The sequence below is a fragment of the Microbulbifer maximicatervae (SeqCode) genome (assembly GCF_056232625.1).
Map to the genome: position 1 here is coordinate 2,684,819 of NZ_CP174324.1, position 18,989 is coordinate 2,703,807.

Below are 18,989 nucleotides of genomic sequence, written 5' to 3' on the forward strand. Positions count from 1 at the left end.
AGCTCAGGCAGTGAATATCTACCGGGCGTAACGGCGTAGCTCCCGTCTATGGCTGAGTCTTTGGCGGGCCAGGGCATCCGATATCTCTACTTCTGGAACAGCGTGTAGATTAACCGCCCACTAGTTGGCTTGATGGCTATGGCTGAACTCTAAGCCAAGCTTAGGGTTCAACGGGTCCTCCTGAGTGTCCAACACACGGGTAATTCGGACCCCGCTTATTTAACAGATATCTGATTTTTCCTAGGGGGGTTATACCCTCCTTAGAGCCTGTTAGGGGCAAACCCCTAATTCGGGGTCTGGTGTTCTGACCAGCTGAACCCACGGGGGGTAGGTTGGATATCTGGCAGCCTTGTATCCGGTACTGCCGTCCTAGCTTAGATTTCACAATGGCTTAATTCAGGTAGGGGGGAGTAATAATTAGGTAGTTGTTCTGGGCGTTTCAAACCGACAAAGTGTCGGTTTTGGTCTGGCAGTGAAAACCGGTGATTTGCCGGTTTTGGTTTACCTCTAAAAACCGCCAATCCTGCGGTTTTGGAGGAGGTGAAGCATAGGCCACCTGGGTATTGAGGTGATGTCGCGCTTCGATACTCCATCTCAAGTGCTCTACCAGCCGCTCATGCTCAAGCCAGTCCCCTGTCGATAGCAGGCCAAACCGCCAGATTCGCGGTTTGAGGTATATGGATACTGGCCAAGACTAAGGTCAAATCAGATGAAATGGCAGGGTGTGTATAGAGGCTCTTTTTAGTGGTATGCCCTATTGTTGAGTGCCTTTAATTGAGGAGCAGGAATTCAAAGTGGTGCTACATTTGGTGCTACTTTTTTCAGGATTGTATCCAGAGGCCCTGGAATCACTAGCTTTCCATCCGTTTTTCGAGTCCGGCCTCTGTACCATATCTCAAACCCGCGATAGCGTAGGCTTTCGCGGGTTTTTTATTATCTTCCTGAAAACCAAAACAACGCTTTAAAGGCCGAAAGGTCAACCACGTATCGATACAGTATGCTGTTAAGTCTTTGAGCCTAGGTTTTTTAACAGTATTACTAAGCGACACCAGAAAAGTCTACTTCAACCATACTCCTAAAAATAAGTAAGACTCATAAGGATCTACCAACGAAAATTTAATTTAAAATCAAACTATTAATTAGACTCAACAAGCAAGGTGTGCTCGAGAAGCAACATAAATAGTACCTAGAGCTAAACTTTCATTTTCAACTTTTCAACTTTTCAAAAACAAACACTTAGAGAGTTCTTACGCCTATTAAATACCGGCAATGAAGAAATTCCAATCTTTAAAGCTTCCAAAAATACACTTCAAACAACCTGAAATAGTTAAGCCACTAAAAAGGAGAAATAAGATCAACGTTAAACGCCTACCTCTATGGATTACGCTTACTTCACTCTTTCTTTCAGTTCCAATTCTTGCTTATATCATAGCTGTAATAGTTGGCGGATACTCTTTTACAACATCCCCAAAAGCATGGGAAAGTTTTGCAGTTTACTTCAACAATATCCTAGGCCCATTCCTCGCAATACTCGCTGCAATTGCAGCGTACTTATCCTTACAAATTCAACTGACAGAGGCCAGAAAAGCACAGAGCATTAATCAACAAGCAGAAAATTACCTGAGATATATCTCCCTACTAAGAGAAATGATTGATAAGCGTTGGGAAGTAATTTACACATATAGCGAGACTAAATATGAAAAAATCGGTGATAATGCAATAAATACAGATCAAATCAATAAGCTAACAAACAGAGGGCAAATGGTTTCTGATGTAATAAAGCTTATGGGGCTCTTTCAAGATCTAGGCAATGCAGTACAGTGGTATACATCCATACACAAAAGGCAAATAAACCTGAATAAAAATGAGTTTCCTTCAAATGAATGGAGCCACTTCTCGAACGCTCTTATAAGTGAACGCAGTAAACAAATGAAGTTTTGCTATCATTTTGGCAAAGCAATGAAGGACAACTTCATTAAAGACCCTAAAAAACTTAGGGAAATTATAATTTATGAAAATTTCTATGAATCTCTAGAAAAACAAGGATTAGTTTGAATTAATCACTAACCTTATTTACGCTACCTAATTACACACCAACAAAGTATCGATGTAAGGTCACTAACGCAATGTCATAAGTTTATCTAACCCCTTGATTCATAAGAATACTTTTAGGGGGCCTCCCCCTAAAAGCGCATCGCTTCTAGCTATACCACCGATATAAAACCTAAATTCCAGATAGCTCGAAATTAAATCAAAATTCTGCAAACGCAACTTTCCGCTACCTTGGAGAACTGAGCCGTTCACGTAGCTTACCGTTATCCAGCGCCACTTACCTCAATTCAAATTTTAGTAGTACCACTCATTCAAAAATTAATAGGGCCAACCAATCTAAAAGTGTCAGTAACTTTTAGATAAGTAAAGACTACTTCAATTTACATACCTCCAACTACTGTTGGCAGTTTGACTTTGTGGTTCGAATAATAAATTGGTCATACTAGCTACTGATACACAAAAAGTTATTTAAGCTGCTGGTAGCGCGAAGCACGGCCATACCATCGCACTCTGTAAGTTTAAAATACACACTCAACTCCCCCTCTTGAGCCCCCTACAAAGAACTTTCCTGCCTTAAAGCACTTCCCACCCTGAAGGAACTACGCGTAATTACCGATAAAAGGCGTGGTAGCAAAGCTGTTTGTATCAAACATTCTGGCTTCTTGTTTGCACAGCTAGCATCTTTAGCTTTGGCTAATCTCAATTAAGATGTGCAGGTTCCAACAAGACTAAAGTACCAGTTTAGAGGGGGGGAGGGACATTTTCGAATACAATCAAAATAGGACACACTTTCATCTACTAAGTAATACTTTCGCCAACTCGCTAATCATATAGTTTTTCCAACTTTTTATGAAAGAACTGGTACTTTCGTTTTTGAATTTATTGATTTCCTATTCAAATTATTTACCTTTCATTAGTGATTAATGAAATTAAGGCGTGAAACAACTCTAGATTTAGCGTGAGATTTACTTATGGAATCGGCTGTCAGGTAGAAAACAGTGAAACTAAGAAGGATTTACGAAGAATAACTGTGGGACTTGCTTCAGAGAGACTCTAGGCGCTGAAGCCGATCAAAAAACAATCGGTGACAGGTAAAGGCTTAATAAAACTATACCTCCAATGGAGTTTTTGATAGATTCACAAATTACCAATAACTATGTAAAAAGTATCTCATTTGTGCTTCAAATTTTATGGCAACTGAAACTTATTCAAAGGACTGTGAACTTATTCTTGGGCTTGTAAGCCCAGTTGGAGTGGATCTTGACGCAGTTACAGCCGCTATTACAAACTTTCTGAACCAATATGAATACAAAACAAACTTAATCCATTTAAGCCAGCTATTTCAAAATGAAGAAAGCGCAAATTCTGGTCATATAAAGGAAAGCACTCGCCTAAAGGAAGGAATGACCAAAGGTAATCAAGCGCGAAAGCTATCTGGCAGGGCTGATTTTTTTTCGCTGTTAGCCATTGAGAGAATCAATTTGGATAGAAAGTTTGAGGGGGGCTTTCAAGACCCTTTGGGGCGAGTTGTACATGTTATTCGTTCACTCAAGCATCCTGATGAAGTAGAGACTCTAAGACAGGTTTATGGGCCAGGATTTTTTTTACTTGGTATTTCATCGAGTATCGAAAGTAGGAAGCACTACTTAAAAGACTCTAAGGGTGTTCCTGAGGCTGAGCTTGATGAACTTATCCAGCGCGATGATAAAGAAGGGCTACCATTTGGGCAGCGCACCAGAGACGTGTTTCAAACTGCTGATGCGTTTGTGGCATCTGACGGAGATTTAAGTCAGCAGATTGGTAGAGTTTTCGATTTGCTATTTTCTAAACCAGTGATCTCCCCTACGTCTGATGAGTATGCAATGTTTATGGCCTACGCTGCATCACTCAGGTCTGCGGATTTGTCTAGACAGGTTGGAGCAGTAATTGTTAATGAAGAAGATGATATATTATCTACTGGGGCAAACGATGTACCTAAGTTTGGTGGAGGGCTATACTGGCCCGGGGAAACGGATGAAAGGGATCATGTCAAGGGTTGTGATTATAACGAGAAAAAAAAGAATGAAATAATTTTAAGCATTATGAAGAAGCTTAAAGGAGAGGGAGATAAAACTGACATTGACCTTTTGGCTGAAGGTAGAACTTTACTAAAAGACACAGGCTTATTGGATATAACAGAATATGGCCGCGCCGTTCACGCGGAAATGGAAGCTTTGATCTCTGCCGCAAGAAACGGGATATCTACCAGAAAAGCGACTCTCTTTACGACAACATACCCTTGCCACAACTGTGCTAAACATATTGTTGCGGCGGGAGTAAAGAAAGTAAAATTTATTGAACCCTACCCTAAGAGCTATGCTACAGAACTCCATGGTGATTCTATAGAGGCTGATGGCGAAGGAGAGAATTCGAAGGTAAAATTCGAACCCTTTGTTGGGATCGGTCCAAGAAAATTTGTTGATCTATTCTCCATGTCTTTAGGAAATGGTAGGAAGATTACTAGAAAAAAAGGTGGTAATTTGAAAGAGTGGTCACGAAGTGTAAATGAGCAATTTAGGGTGCCAATGCTGCCTTTTTCCTATATCCAAGCTGAAGCTAGACTAGTCTTAGAGCTTAAAGAAAATAGTTTTTATCAAGACGGGGAAAAGTGAGGATCTTTATATGAAGAAAGTGAATCATACAGGCGAAAGTAAAGTGGAGGAGGTTATTGAATCCTGGCCAAAGTGGATGCGTGAATACCAAATAACAAAATATAGTCACTCCAAAGGAAATAACCCTGAAAGTGACCTAAAAGAAAAAGGTGAGTATTCCGATCAAAGCCTTAGACACCAGCACAAATTGCTTTGTAGTTAAAATTTCGAAGTAAGGATTCGCGCCATATGGCGTTCAGCTTTCTATTAGTTTATTAATTTTTCGTTATTCCTATTTAAACATCCTCCTTTTATCTTCCCCCCCCACAGGGGGGAGGACCTGAAAATAGCTTATCAGGAGTTGTCTACAAAAAACTCCTAGTCACCCAAAACAACAATTTAACGACCATTCTGGATAACCACAAAATAGTAGCCTCAAGCGCCACCAATATTGACGCCGTATAAAATATCGGATCGAATACTATACAAATAAAGGATAAGTAGGGCATCTTCAATGCCTGCACTCAAATTTCATTAGAGGCCACCCCCTCTTACTACTGCGCCTCTCCCTATGCACGAAGGAAATTTCTGTGCAACAAAGATATAAAGTATGGTAAAAATTACTAGTATCGCCACTAGCAGACTGAATCTAGATTGTATAATCTTTCTTCAATTTAGCTGTTAATTTCTTTACATATGTGTCTTAAGGAACCAAGATCATCTCGTAATTTATATCGACTTAGAAGAGATGAAAAGCTAACCAGGCTATCAATAGTTATGCTTATATCAATTTATCAGACCTGAATTTTAAGCTTAAATGGATAATTTATAAATGAGAGAAAGGCATACTAAACTTAAATTATATATTTATGTAAATTCTTGTATCTACAGACTCACGATATGAATAGAGAAAATAAAATTACTTCCGGTGGTTGCTTGTGTGGAGCTGTCCGATATGAGGTTAAAGGGCCACTACGCAACGTAGTTAACTGTCATTGTAGTATGTGTCAAAAACTACATGGAAGTTTCGGCCCCCACACAAAAGCTCGCAAGGTCAATATTAAGATAACAAGAGATGATGGGCTGGCGTGGTATAAAACATCAGAAGTAGCCCGCAGAGGCTTCTGCCAGCAATGTGGCTCAAGCCTATTCTGGGAACCATTTAATCTCGATGCAACTGGAATTATTGCTGGATCACTCGATGGCCCAACCGGATTGAAAACTATAGGGCATATTTTCACCGGTGAAAAATCTGATTTTTACGAAATCGATGATGAACATCCTCAATTCAAGGAGTCATCAAATGGGCAGCTAGTCAATGACTACAAATAGATAGTTACCAGAGAGATAGGGGGCTAGTGCTCAAATCACACTAAAGCTCCCTATCAAATCTACGGACACCCAACTTTTCAGGCCCATGTGTTATTTAATTCGTATACCTAGTGGGCACTTAAGGATCTAATTAAGATAAACCCATCTCGGCTAATATCTTTCAAATTAGAACCTCCACCAAATACAACCAGCAGAATTCCGGCCCCAAGTATTGGCAAATGCCCTATCAACTCATGAATACCAAGAATCGATGCAGTTAATAGAAAGAAACTTAATACCGTAAGAGTTGCTAACCGCGTTGACCAGCCCAACAAGATAACCAACCCAAAGCAGAACTCAGCCATTCCCGCAGAAAAAACGAAGGTCAAATCGGAGAAAGAATGCCACCCCAGATTAGACATGAAGTTCCAATGATAGTGCTGTAGAAACTCAAGGCCCAGATGAGGGTTGAGCCACTTATTGTGAACTGCCAGAGTCATTAGCTGAAGGCCTAGCCCGCAGCGTAAAGCAAGCAGTCCAAGATCTGGCTTTTGGTACAATATAAATGCTAGTGAAAGCCCTAAAAATTCAAAGCCGTAATCAATCCAGATTGAGAATGGGTAAGTAGCCATTATTGAGAGCAAAAGCGCGAAGATTAGATACCCGGAGCTTCTTAGGCTGACATCTAAAATTAACACAATACCAATTACCAGCTGAAACTCATTAACAAGACTTTGCGTGGCAGAGAATTCCAGGTTAGGGGCCAGTAATACACCCGAAAAATAATTAAAAACAAAGGTTAACCCAATCAATGCAGACGTGATATGCCAAATTTTGTGACGACCAATGTCGGACCAGAGGTAGGGAAATTTATTAGATGCTCTGTGAACAGCTACTGTTTCAAGCGACTGTAAGGATCTGTTCACCATACAGTATAGAAAGCCCCCCAAAAGAACTAACGCATATATCCAATTCCACTCGAACTCAACTGCATTACCATCGTTTTGTACAAACCAGCGTACATGAGACCACGCAGGAGGAGAAACAAAGTAGCTCATAAAAGCTATAACCAGTAGAAAGCTGTAAGACTTCCTCCGTTTAAACATAATTATTACCTCAATGAATACTGCTTTTAGCCTACAAAAACCTATGCAGGCAGATCTTGCACCTGATCATATATAGTTCACGTATTTAGAGTAAATAAGGTAGCGTTCACATTGCTAGGTACTTAACAAATGTGAAAAAAATAGCATTCTGAGGGGATTCTTTGTCAACCAAAAAATTTCTTGAAGCAAGTTCACAAAGTGTGAAATCATTGCTCATTGGTAATGATCACCAATAGATCTTAGCTATCTTGCGCGCGTCTAGAATGAGGATATTATCCGTCAGACAAATGGGTGAGCAACCACATAAGTCTATCTTTTATTAATAGTTTTACTAAAACCAAAAAGTGCTGGTTATTTATGATTGAATTTAAAAGATATGCTCACATTGAAGACTTAAGGAGCCTCTGAATAACTCCGTAATGCCTCTGCGAGTCTTGAAGGCTGCAGATGTTAGGCGCAGCTCGCCGCGAATGGCCGTAGCCCTTTGCAAGAGCTGCAACGCAGCAGGTGCGGCCTTCAAGGCCCGCCCTTCGGGGCTTGCAGAGCGATTCACACTCCGCGTTGCGACTTCTTGAAAGGTCTAGACATTCCTGCGAAGCCGCGCCTTGATTGTGAACCGCTCTGAAAGCCAGAGGTATCACGGAGTTATTCAGAGGCTCCTTAATGCTTTACTATGCAAAATCACACAAATATGACTCAATACTTAAAATACTAAAGGAAGGGGTAAATAACGCTAGTGAAGCAGAAAAGTTTTCTCTCTTTATTTGGCGGGTTGTTGATTCTATTCATGATGACCAGGAAAACGAAATAGAGATAATGAGCAGCGCAGGCAATCTTGAAATGTTACCTGATCTCGAATATGAAATATCAGGTTATATGCAATCAGTAGGCTTCTACGATATATGGTGTAAAGTGAGTAAACAGGCTTAATAGTACCAATACTCATTATTCAAGAATTGAAAATGGAAGCTCTACAAACCAGTTTAGCGTTGAGCTGACTAGTACTACTACCATCTCAAACCTTCATCCCAACAATTCTGGGCACCCTCAAAAGTAGTAGCTTAAAATACAATCCATATTGATACCGCGTAAAACGCTGAATCAAACTCTGCATAAATGGCCAGCCAAATAGGGGGTAACCAAGCCTATTCCACGCAGCGCGAAAATTCTCATGAGCGGCCACTGCACTTGCTTGTGTACATAAAGATGGTAAAGATATGGGGCCGGGCAAAAGATATGGACATCGTCTCAATTGGGACGGCAAAAGCCAGCTGGCAGATTTCCCAAGATGCGGCAACTTATACCACAACAAGCAATTACAAGCCTGCCGTCCTTTATATCAATAAAAAGACCGCTTTGAACTGTCCTCCATAGTCAAGGCTAGCCTTGACAAGCCAGGAGCAGACACCACAACTCACTTCAATGCCACACCACTCACAGGCTTAAACTGTTCGTTCGTCTACGAATATGTCGATTCGTCACTTTTTTAAACACCGAGATTACTGTCGCTATAAGCTAGGTCAAAACTCAATAGGAAAAGAAACTCTTATGAAAGTTACAGCCATTGCCTCCTGTTTACTATTAGCCTCAAGTAATAGCTTCGCCCTCGAAACCAAAAAGAATGACTACGATTTGAGAATCGACAATGTACAAATATTAACCAGCGATGCGGAAGGCTTTAGCGAGAAAAGCCGTATTTACATTCAAGATGACCGCATAGCCAGAATCACTCCAATGACCAGGACAGCCCTACCTGCCGAGAATACCCACGACGCACAGGGCAAATATGCGATACCGGGCCTAATCGATTTACATGTGCACTTGAGTGCATCAGGGTCAACTTATAAGAATTATCAGCATCTGCCGCTAGAAACCAACTTAAACAATCAACTCTATTATGGCGTTACCGCTGTCACAGACCTTCTGATGTCGAGCGAGATGATGCAATCTATATCCCAGTTGAACGATTCGGCTCCACTAGTATTTGCCTCTGGACCCGCCTTCACCAACCCTAGAGGTCACGGTACCCAATTCGGAGTGAAAGTTCATGAGATTGACAGTATCGAGCAAATCAGTGCGAGCTGGGATACACATTTAAGTTACCAGCCAAAGTTGACCAAAGCCATCATAGAAACTTTTGATGGTACTGTCGTCCCGCTCTCAGGTGATGTACTCAAAGAGATTGGAAAACGCTCCCAAAGCGCCGACTTACCGTTTTTTGTTCATGTCTCCACCCTGGAAGATGGGAAACGAGCAATCAAGGCCGGGGCTACTGCTTTAGCCCACGGTATCAATTTTGAACCAGTGGACAATGAATTTATAAAGCTCATGCTACAAAACGAGGTTACCTATATACCCACTCTATCAGTGCTTCATAATCAGGCTGATGAACATGAAAATCAATCTATCACTCAATTAGACTTGGCACCAATACACCCAAAAATGAAGGACTGCCTGTTTAATGAAGTCCAGGCACCAACGGCCAGTAGAAAACTAGCCTGGGAGAAAAAATCTATCGCATATAATAACGTGATCAAGCTAGCTAAAGCCGGAATAAAAATTGGCGCTGGCTCTGACTCCGGCAACCCCTACTCGCCACACGGACTGGGCTTAATAAGCGAGATATTAGCCTTGCACAAGGCGGGTCTATCTAATCAGCAAATTTTACTCGCCACAACACAGATTGCAGCAAAAACTTTGAATGCAAGTGAGAATATAGGGTCAATATCCCAGGGAAAACGTGCTGACTTTATTCTGCTAAATAAAAATCCTATTGAGAACATACAAGCAATTACAAACCCAGAAAAAATCTATCTTGCAGGTGTGCCGGTAGAGAGAAAACAGCTCATCGAGCAGAGTTACGCCACTCCCCCTATCGGTTCCAGTTGTGAATCTTCTTCGGAGAAGAAAGACCATAGAATATAAAAAGACCTCACAGTGTCAGCACTCATTTAAATTGTAATTTATGGGTGCTGATACTCACCTTTAGATAATAAGAAAACACATCAAGCTGGGTTGAATTAAAACTATCTTATCTTATTTAATCCCAATATAATTGGCCAATACAGAATAAGCTATGATAGCTATTGCTCATCAATATTTTATGTCAATACTAAAAGATCTTAAGCATCCTTTCTTTGCGAAATCATTTGTCGTCGTTCTATTACTAGATATAGCTTGCGTATTTGTTTTTTTTGAATCAGGAGATATAAGCTCGTTCAGCAATGCTCTCACTGGTGCTCCGATATGGTTTGTTTTCTTTTATTGGCTACCCACCTGGTCCACAGCTCTCATTGTATTGCGCCTTAGACGCAGAGGGTATCATTCATTGTTAATCGAGTGGATGATCCTGGTAGTCCATATGACTATCGGCAATCAGTGCGTTAGCTGGTTTATAGAGAACGCCTTTAATGTCGAAGGCGGCTTGAATATGGGACTGGGCATTATCTTTAATGGGCTAATGTGGGCTACCTGTTTATACTGTTCTTACGCCATGCTGGAATACCGCCATAAAGTCTCTGAGCAAAAGCTCGCCATGCAGAAAGCAAAATTACAAACATTACGTTATCAGCTAAATCCACACTTTATGTTTAACAGTCTTAATACTATCTCCTCCTATATTCATAGCGATCCAAACCTTGCTGATGAAGTTTTACATAAACTAGCAGATATTTTGAGACATTCTCTCGACACTGGCGAGCTAGAAGAAACTACAATCAAAGAAGAAATTGAACTGATTAATAAGTATTTAGAGATAGAAAAAGTACGTTTTGGTGATAATTTGAAAGTAGAGATTACGGTAGACCCAAGAGCCAGTGATATCTCTATCCCTCCCCTATTATTACAGCCAATTTTTGAGAATTGCTTCAAACATTGTCGCACAATAGAAAACTTACATATTCAATGTCGTATCTACTTAAAGAATGACAAGGTAATTATTGAGGTCGCAGATAACGGATATGGATTTCAGGAAAGCGTTCTTAGTTTTATCCACTCACAGGGAACGGGAATTCATAATTTGCGCCAGCGCATTGAGCTACGACCAAATGGAAAACTTACTCTAAGCAATAAAAGCGGTGCCCACGTTAAAGTTGAGATGTCTGTATGAATTTAAGGGTCATTATTGCCGAAGATGAAGCACCGGCAAGGAATAAATTAAAAGCTCAGCTGGCAACTATTAACTCTATTGAATTGGTTGCAGAAGCAAAATCTGGACTGGAAGCATTAACATTGATTGAGGAGCATCAACCACAACTACTACTGATGGACATTGAAATGCCTCATCTTAGTGGATTGGATGTACTAGATGCCCTAACTTACCAACCCTATATTATTTTCACAACAGCGTATTCTAAGTTTGCTATTGATGCTTTTAACCACGATACAATCGATTACTTGCTTAAACCCTTCCCATTGCAACGCTTAAAAGCTGCCATCGAAAAAGCGGAGAAGCGAATCAAACTTATTCATAACAGTACTCGGGTAGGGAGTGATTCGATAGCACTAAAGCGCCTCGTAAGTAAGTGCGATGATCGCATGACCTTTATTGATCTGAACGATATTTCTTATATTAAGTCTGAACATGGTTCAATTATTGCTCATACAGTGAAAGGCATCAAACCCTTACAAATGGGCTTAGATCAACTGGAGCAAAAGCTTAATCCAGATCAATTTCTACGCCTACATCGTAGCTATCTGATTAATCTGGACAAAGTCTCGGAAATTCAGCGTTATTTAAACGGAAAATTGGCGGTAATTATTGATGATGAACAGAAAACCACTTTAATATCTAGCCGGTCCGGAGCCGATAGATTGAAAATGATATTCGAGCAGGGAAGCTAGAAATCGCTATTTGTTTCTTTATTCTTACATGATTAGACCGTGCTTACACCATAAATGGAAATCGGGCTGAGTTTAATCTAGAATACTGGCAAGTACGTTCTTGACACCACCTCATAAGCACTATCAAGCAATCATCCCAACATCATAACTCATATCGACAAAGATCAAGTGCTGAACCAATTCAATACATTGGTAAAGAAACAGAAACCTTTAAAACCGGCTCAGCATTTCTTTAAGTAAAAACAAGAGTTTCGATATTCAATTATTCAAGAGACTCTTCAAATTCCTTTTTGCTCTCTAAATCGTAATAAAGGATATCACTCCAATACAAACCCACTGGAGGCTCACTCTCAACGTTGTCAAATTTATCATTGAGCTGGAGCCCATAAAATGGACTTAAAGCAGATTCTGAATTGTTTTCTGCCGCACTCTTTACAATATCAGCCGACACCTCTGGGTCTTCAGGAAGAGCATCAATAGCTGCTCCAGCTTCACGGCAAGCGATAATTTCGGATTCAACGTAGCCACGCAGAACTGACTCTTCAGAGTCATCCATACAGTCCAGCTCGATAGTCTCAAGCAGTAGATGCCTATCCTTATGCTCTTGAAGGAATTCTAACGTTTCATTTAGCATTGAATCCGGCAGATCCGTAATGTCTTTGCTAATAACTCGCAGAACTTCAACAAATTTCTTTAACCGCTCAAATCCTGCCTCAAAGTCACTACTAATAGCATAAAGTTGAGTTTTATCATCAGGTGAATCGTCCTCAAAGCCATCCGAGACCAATGACGCGCACAGATTGGGATTCCCGGACATTAGTACACGGTAGGTGAAGGGAATACTATATGGCCATTCAGATAAGCCTGAGATAGTCTCGGGGCGGTCTGAATAGGATTTAGGTTGATTACTAAGGCTATAAAGATAAGAACGATTTGCCATTTTGAGGCTCCCTATAAATACTGCCAACGGCACAACTTTATCGCTGTCATGCCTTTTCTGCTTAAGAAAACTATTGGATTAAAACTTCCTGGCTAAGAAAGTCGAGAGTGAAGTTAACTATGTGTGCTTACCATCCAGTTAGTTGCTAATAACCATCGGTTCATTCGTAAATTGAGTAGATGGATAAGTTAGGTACTGACCGCCAGCGTTCTATTTCTGTTAGAACTAGACTCTACCACTACTGAGCCTGATTATGTACAAAGGGGCTTTATTTTAATGATATTTTTCAGAAATTGATTTTAATCAATTTCAGATTGGAGTTTTTCTAACTGTGCCGTAGCCAGAGCCATTCAACTTTACCCCTGTAAATAGCTCTGGTCACTCGGTAGATTATCAAACCACAACCTGCCTTAACCTGAACTTTAAATTACTCACGCTATACATGTAACTATTACTTACTTTTTCTACCCTCTGTCTTCGTTCATTAAGTCTACCTTAGTTACCAGGCTCCTATTATTCGGGGCACTCCCTTTCTTCCAATACCCCACCCTTCTTGATTGAGTATTCTGTATAACTTCCGGTCATTATATCGAGAATTTGTAACCAGGAATAAAACAGCGCTTTTTCAGATTTAGCAATTTCTTCTGCCAGTTCCTTTGCGGATTCCTCTGTGGGTGCAGAATCCCTAAAGCTTTTTGCACCACCATTCATTAAATGAACCCGCTCTGCAAAAATTGCGAACCGATTGATTTTTCTTCCCATAATTTGCTCCTTATCCATAAAAACAGCTTAAGTCCTTACATTCCTAAGCTGATACTTCCATCCAATTTATACTTCGCTCAACTCCTCGCATTTGCGCCAGGGTCAGCTCTAACTCCTCGCGTAGATTCATCTCTACTGATACCGAAAAGCTGCGTACGTATTTTGTATAGTTAAGGATACAGATAGCGTACATTGGCCGGTTGTTATAACCCGATCGGTAACGGCAGATCCGGATCGGCTCCCCGTCAATAGTGATACTTCTGGCTCCCATTGCTACCTCCACCCAAGATACTGTACATGCATACAGTATACGGTAAGAGGTTCAGGAACTGTCAAGTCACTATTGCCGCCAGTCCAGAGCCCACTCCGCCCATATCGCCCTTCTGCACGCGAAATTACCAGTGTTATCAAGGAGTTTGGTACGAGGGTAATCACCGTTTACGCCATAGCCGCAGATATACACTTCCTGTGTATTGGCAACCCAGTCGTATAAGTGCTGGGACAAGCCATAGACTGTATAAGAAACGATCAGCGATCTATTTTTTGATTAAAAAATGATTAACAAGGCTTAAGGTGAGGGAACACCGGTGAGTAGTACATAGGCAACACCGCTCAACTCAATGCAAGGGAGAAGCAGAGGGGTTGTCGTAGAACAATGTGTATCCTGCTAGCTACCAGGAGTATTTGGGGAATGCTTGGGTAGTCAGCCTTTAGGAGGGTTTTGCGGTACCTCGAAGCTCTCTAGGCTTTTAGCCAGCCAGTCTTCATACCAGTTAAGATAGCTACTAGACCAAGGCTGTGGCTCACGGTAACTCTGAGTAACCCATACCTCTCCCCTATGAGCACCGTTAATAACTAACATAAATTCAATACCACAGCCTATTTCTGCAATATCAATGGTGCCTGCTGACATCGGATATTCATCTTCGTCATCCTGGTAGTAGTACAGAAGACCCTCTACGTTAGCACCATAAGAATGCCCAGCCCCAAAACCAATCTCAAGAAGAAAGGCCCGAAACTCCTGCGGTAAAGAAATGTTGTATTTCTTCTCGACACCGTTAACTTCTTCCTCCGAAAACCGACGGAAGTTATAGTTCCAGCGCTCTGCACCAAAGAGAGAACAATCCTTATCCAAACCACTCAGCCGCTTAAGTTGTTGTTTGATGCCCAGAAGTCGGCTTTCTATATCTTGCGTACTCATACCGTCTATATTTTAAATATTTATAAGTTTCTGCATTGTCTAGATTACAACTTTTAACGCAACGACTAAACTGCCTCCTCCACATCCTGCCTCACCGAAACCTAACGAAGAGTGAGATGACTTCAATTTATGCCATTTCGTAAATCTCAATTCGCGACCATAATTACTGCGACACGAAGCCCAATCATTTTGAAACTTTGGGATTATCACGAATTGGAGATACGCCATCTTCGAAGACTATATGTCGTCTTCGAAACTTATTGTCCTGAAGGTATTCAGGTTGGCTAATCCGATCCATTCGAAAATGACGAAAGTCATTGCGAGCAGGGTCCCAAGCTACCAGATACCATAAGGGTGGTAAGATCAACATAGCTTGCGGTTCAACAACCCGGCTAGTTACTGCCCCTTTCGCATCACGATATTGGAAGCTCAGGTATAGTCGCTGAAGAAAAGCCGTTTCAAAGGTAGGCAGTAGTAAGGGCGACATCTCTCCGACATTAGATATGTCTACCTCCGGTGAAAGCTTACCGATGTACAGGCAATCCATAAACCTGCGTAAATCACGCACCTTATCAACGGGTAAAGCCTTCTCTATTTTTGCCAGCCCGGCATCCGCAAGATCTGAAAAGGGCAAACTCCCTGCTGCACGCACGGATGCAACGCTAATAAGCAACGCAAAAATCTCAGCGACCGAGAGCCGAGCTGTAGTTTGAACCGATTGCGGATCAAGTTGCAGGCCGCCCCCAGGGCCAGGTTCAGAACGGATAACAAAACCCTCATCCCGCAACGAGCTGATATCACGCAGCACGGTGCGCCTGGATGCGCCAACTTCAGCGGCTAAATCGGCAATCGTCAAAGTGCCCTTTCGCCGAAGGCTTCGCACTATGGCGTCTTGTCGGAGACGTACATTCATTTTACACAGATATTAATAAATGGTGACAGTTTTTGGCACCATTAGATTCTAGCCTATGCACTCACGATCCAGCAAAGGGATGTTGAAGTTAGAACAACCCTTAAGGATAGAAAGCGGAGCCTGCTGGTAAACAGCAACTCTCAAGGCCTCCCCAAAGAAGAGGAAGTAAATTGTCTAGAATACCCGATTTCCCCACACCTACTCTTATCTCAGTGAATGGCATAGAGCTGGAGGTCTTTGAAGCGGGCCAGCAGAACACAGGAAACCCCGTTGTGCTTTGTCACGGATGGCCGGAACATGCCTTTTCCTGGCGCCACCAAATACCCGCTCTCGCCGCAGCGGGCTACCACGTTATCGTTCCCAATCAGCGAGGCTATGGCAACTCATCCTGCCCAACGGAAGTAACCAGCTATGACATCGAACAATTAACCGGCGATCTAGCTGCACTTCTGGATCACTTCGGATATCAAGATGCCACTTTTATCGGTCATGATTGGGGTGCAATGGTCGTTTGGGGAATAGCGCTATTACACCCAAACCGTGTTAATAAAATTATAAACCTCGCACTTCCCTATCAAGTCCGAACAGAAAAACCTTGGATCGAATTTATGGAGGAATTCCTTGGGAGCGATTATTATTTTGTGCACTTCAATAGGCAGCCAGGTATTGCGGACGCAGTGTTAGACAAGAACGCTTCCCAGTTCCTTCGCAATTTGCTCCGCAAAGACGTACCTCCTACACCGCCGGAGCCTGGTATGGTAATGATCAATCTCGCGAGAGCAGCATCACCGCTTGGTGCCCCCTTGCTGAATGATAGTGAACTGGCTGTATTCGTTTCCGCATTTGAAAAAACGGGTTTTACAAGTAGCATAAACTGGTATAGAAACCTGGATCGCAATTGGCATATCTTGGCAGATGTAGACCCAGTTATCCAAAAGCAGTCCCTTATGATTTACGGCGACCATGATTTGATACCTAGGTCTCCAGCTATCAAAGATTTCGTTCCCAATGTAGATGAGGTGAACCTTAATTGCGGCCACTGGATTCAACAGGAAAGACCGGAAGAAACCACTCAAGTGATTTTAAACTGGCTGGAACAACAATCCGCTACTTAGTATCCATTTCTCTAGGAAATTCCCTTTCAATTTACCCACACAGAACCCCGCAAAAAGGGCGTTCACGGTAGGATACCCACTGTAAAGTGGCCATCTGGGGATAGCATGTGCATATAAGCGAGACATGCTACTTCATAAGGCCACTGCTCAACACTATATATCTCGATACAACTCATCAACTACTGATAAATTGGCTTTGCTGCCGAGATGTTCCTCACCTCTAAATCTGGCTGACAATCATCGCTTAAGTATGTAAAACTAGTGGCTTAATGCATCCACCCTGGTGCATGCAGATCATAACTTCACTGTCAATTTCAGAATTTTATAATAACTGGATTCCCAAATGGAAAAGGTTGCCATATTTGTTGATGTGCAAAATGTTTATTACACATGTCGACAAATCTATAAACGAAACTTTGATTACAACAAGTTTTGGCGGGAGGTGACAGGGGGTAAAAAAGTTGTTAAGGCCATAGCTTACGCCATCGACCGTGGTGATAGAAAACAGTATGAATTTCAAAACATCTTAAGGTCGATTGGCTTCGAAGTGAAGTTAAAGCCCTTCACCCAAAGATCCGACGGCTCAGCCAAGGGCGACTGGGATGTGGGCATAACTATTGATGCTATGGAATATTCAAGCTCGGTAGATACAGTGATTTTAGTGTCAGGAGATGGCGACTTTGACATTCTTGCCCATAAGCTCAGGTTAGATAGAGGCAAGAAAGTTGAAGTATATGGTGTTCCGGAATTAACGGCTGGAGCATTAATTAATGCGGCGAGCAAATTCACTCCAATTGAAGATAGGTTATTGCTGTAATAACCATGCACAAAAGAACCCCATATATCCACCAATCAGGTGGTATAAGGCATTCAAACTAACACACTATCAATGCAGTAAGGAAATATAGTGCGTATTATTGTTTTATTTTTTGTTTTTATTATTAGCTCTTGCGCAATTGGTCCCAAGTTCACACCAGCTCCTCCACCCCCTGAAGGTAAAGGCTTGCTTTATTTAATGCGTGGTGATGTTTATCACGGCGGCGGTTTTCCTACCAAATTCATTATTAACGATAGAATTGTGGCAAAATTGTATGATCAAGGATACACGTGGATTCACTTGCCCCCAGGAACATACAAAGTTAGGGCTGGAGGTATTGAAAAAAAAATCAAGATTACTATTTCAGGTGGAGAGACACATTATTTCCGGTATCATCAAGTAAGTAAAAGCACTTATAGCTATTTTAACATTTTCGAAAAAACAAATTATAACGACATCAAGAGTGATCTAACTTCGGCACGATACAAAAAATCAAATGACTATGAAAGTGCTGAATATACCATCTTAAGAGAGCTTGAAAACAATCAAACAGAAAACTCAGCTGAACTATCTATAAATCTATCAGAAAATTTCAACGGTGGCAGGGCTGATCTGGATGTTTACTATATGGATGATCCAGAATACTGCTACTATCAAAGACAAAAAATCACTCACGAAGACTTTAAAGGTGAAGTGATTAACTTGCCTACTAAGGCGCCTGTAACACTTCTACTTACAGCAATGCCAAAATCCTACCTCCCTTTTGAGACCTATACTAAGTCATACTATTGCTCCACTTTTATTACGTTTAACCCTGAAGAGAATCAAAGTATAGAAATGGATTTCTCCATACAAAAAGTGGCAGATAAGAATTGGGTTTGCAACATATCTATGAAAGATAAACTCAATGGAAGCTCGTATGATTTTCTACCAAGAAGCATGCCAGAAAAATTCTCCAGAGCCTCACCTCGCTGTACACCAGAGGACTTTAAAGCACCCGAATACATCTCCAATTATGAGTTCAGGTTTAATGCTAACCCTCCCATTTAGATATTAGAAGAACAATAACAAAGGCGCCATAGAATTCACTTGGCGCCTATTATGCCTTAAAACGATACAACTTGCTCAAATTCGACATTTTATATTAATATTTTCAGCAATATTATATAAGCAGCATCAGTCAACGCGGAAAGCCTACCAAATAGCTATCCAAGCCACTCCTAAAATGTCATCTTGTTAAAATTTGTACATTAGCTTTAAAGGCCTACTATTACCTTGATTAATATGAGAGCTTATACGA

General features: G+C 41.4%; 17 protein-coding genes. 11 read left to right on the forward strand and 6 right to left on the reverse strand.

Annotated features, from left to right (window positions below; genetic code table 11):
* Positions 1-1,269 precede the first annotated feature (1,269 nt).
* The 4 genes from ACJJI6_RS11730 to ACJJI6_RS11745 all read left to right on the forward strand — a co-directional run bounded on the left by ACJJI6_RS11730 (position 1,270) and on the right by ACJJI6_RS11745 (position 6,014).
* Positions 1,270-2,055 carry a hypothetical protein gene (locus tag ACJJI6_RS11730; RefSeq protein WP_475710531.1) on the forward strand — a complete coding sequence of 262 codons (786 nt, stop codon included), beginning with the start codon at positions 1,270-1,272 and terminating at the stop codon, positions 2,053-2,055.
* 1,187 nt (positions 2,056-3,242) lie between these two features.
* Complete coding sequence (locus tag ACJJI6_RS11735; protein ID WP_475710533.1) at positions 3,243-4,703, forward strand: anti-phage dCTP deaminase; 1,461 nt, start codon at positions 3,243-3,245, stop codon at positions 4,701-4,703.
* Positions 4,704-4,713: 10 nt separating this feature from the next.
* Positions 4,714-4,905, forward strand: a complete 192-nt coding sequence (locus ACJJI6_RS11740; protein ID WP_475710535.1) for a hypothetical protein — start codon at positions 4,714-4,716, stop codon at positions 4,903-4,905.
* Between the two features lie 677 nt (positions 4,906-5,582).
* The gene (locus ACJJI6_RS11745) at positions 5,583-6,014 is read left to right on the forward strand and encodes a GFA family protein (protein ID WP_475710537.1); all 432 of its coding nucleotides are present in this window, start codon (positions 5,583-5,585) and stop codon (positions 6,012-6,014) included.
* 107 nt (positions 6,015-6,121) lie between these two features.
* On the opposite strand, the gene ACJJI6_RS11750 is transcribed toward ACJJI6_RS11745, so the two are convergent.
* Positions 6,122-7,051: a hypothetical protein gene (locus ACJJI6_RS11750; RefSeq protein ID WP_475710538.1), complete on the reverse strand. Its 930-nt coding sequence runs from the start codon at positions 7,049-7,051 to the stop codon at positions 6,122-6,124.
* A 711-nt stretch (positions 7,052-7,762) separates the two neighbouring features.
* Here ACJJI6_RS11750 and ACJJI6_RS11755 point away from each other — a divergent pair.
* The 4 genes from ACJJI6_RS11755 (at position 7,763) to ACJJI6_RS11770 (ending at position 11,941) form a co-directional block, all read left to right on the forward strand.
* Positions 7,763-8,029 (forward strand): hypothetical protein, encoded by a 267-nt coding sequence (locus ACJJI6_RS11755; RefSeq protein ID WP_475710539.1) that lies wholly within the window; start codon positions 7,763-7,765, stop codon positions 8,027-8,029.
* A 537-nt stretch (positions 8,030-8,566) separates the two neighbouring features.
* On the forward strand, positions 8,567-10,024 hold the full coding sequence (locus tag ACJJI6_RS11760; protein ID WP_475710541.1) for an amidohydrolase family protein: 1,458 nt from the start codon (positions 8,567-8,569) through the stop codon (positions 10,022-10,024).
* A 151-nt stretch (positions 10,025-10,175) separates the two neighbouring features.
* A complete protein-coding gene (locus ACJJI6_RS11765) occupies positions 10,176-11,207 on the forward strand; it encodes a sensor histidine kinase (RefSeq protein WP_475710543.1) in 1,032 nt (343 codons plus the stop codon).
* A complete protein-coding gene (locus ACJJI6_RS11770) occupies positions 11,204-11,941 on the forward strand; it encodes a LytR/AlgR family response regulator transcription factor (protein WP_475710544.1) in 738 nt (245 codons plus the stop codon). The genes ACJJI6_RS11765 and ACJJI6_RS11770 overlap by 4 nt, the downstream gene beginning before the upstream one ends.
* 262 nt (positions 11,942-12,203) lie before the next feature.
* Here ACJJI6_RS11770 and ACJJI6_RS11775 read toward each other — a convergent pair whose 3' ends face one another.
* From ACJJI6_RS11775 to ACJJI6_RS11795, 5 genes are all read right to left on the reverse strand, one after another.
* On the reverse strand, positions 12,204-12,881 hold the full coding sequence (locus ACJJI6_RS11775; RefSeq protein ID WP_475710546.1) for a DUF7822 domain-containing protein: 678 nt from the start codon (positions 12,879-12,881) through the stop codon (positions 12,204-12,206).
* Positions 12,882-13,394: 513 nt separating this feature from the next.
* Positions 13,395-13,643: a hypothetical protein gene (locus ACJJI6_RS11780; RefSeq protein WP_444916310.1), complete on the reverse strand. Its 249-nt coding sequence runs from the start codon at positions 13,641-13,643 to the stop codon at positions 13,395-13,397.
* Positions 13,644-13,686: 43 nt separating this feature from the next.
* The gene (locus ACJJI6_RS11785; protein ID WP_413664682.1) at positions 13,687-13,914 is read right to left on the reverse strand and encodes a hypothetical protein; all 228 of its coding nucleotides are present in this window, start codon (positions 13,912-13,914) and stop codon (positions 13,687-13,689) included.
* A gap of 432 nt (positions 13,915-14,346) precedes the next feature.
* Positions 14,347-14,844, reverse strand: a complete 498-nt coding sequence (locus ACJJI6_RS11790; protein ID WP_475710547.1) for an SMI1/KNR4 family protein — start codon at positions 14,842-14,844, stop codon at positions 14,347-14,349.
* A gap of 184 nt (positions 14,845-15,028) precedes the next feature.
* The gene (locus tag ACJJI6_RS11795; protein ID WP_475710548.1) at positions 15,029-15,757 is read right to left on the reverse strand and encodes a helix-turn-helix transcriptional regulator; all 729 of its coding nucleotides are present in this window, start codon (positions 15,755-15,757) and stop codon (positions 15,029-15,031) included.
* 170 nt (positions 15,758-15,927) lie between these two features.
* Between ACJJI6_RS11795 and ACJJI6_RS11800 the strand changes: the two genes are divergently transcribed.
* The 3 genes from ACJJI6_RS11800 (at position 15,928) to ACJJI6_RS11810 (ending at position 18,739) form a co-directional block, all read left to right on the forward strand.
* Positions 15,928-16,872, forward strand: coding sequence for an alpha/beta fold hydrolase (locus ACJJI6_RS11800; protein ID WP_475710549.1), 945 nt, complete (start codon positions 15,928-15,930; stop codon positions 16,870-16,872).
* Positions 16,873-17,215: 343 nt separating this feature from the next.
* Entirely contained in the window at positions 17,216-17,689 is a 474-nt protein-coding gene (locus ACJJI6_RS11805) for a LabA-like NYN domain-containing protein (protein WP_444894959.1), read from the forward strand.
* A 90-nt stretch (positions 17,690-17,779) separates the two neighbouring features.
* On the forward strand, positions 17,780-18,739 hold the full coding sequence (locus tag ACJJI6_RS11810; RefSeq protein WP_475710550.1) for a hypothetical protein: 960 nt from the start codon (positions 17,780-17,782) through the stop codon (positions 18,737-18,739).
* Positions 18,740-18,989 lie beyond the last annotated feature (250 nt).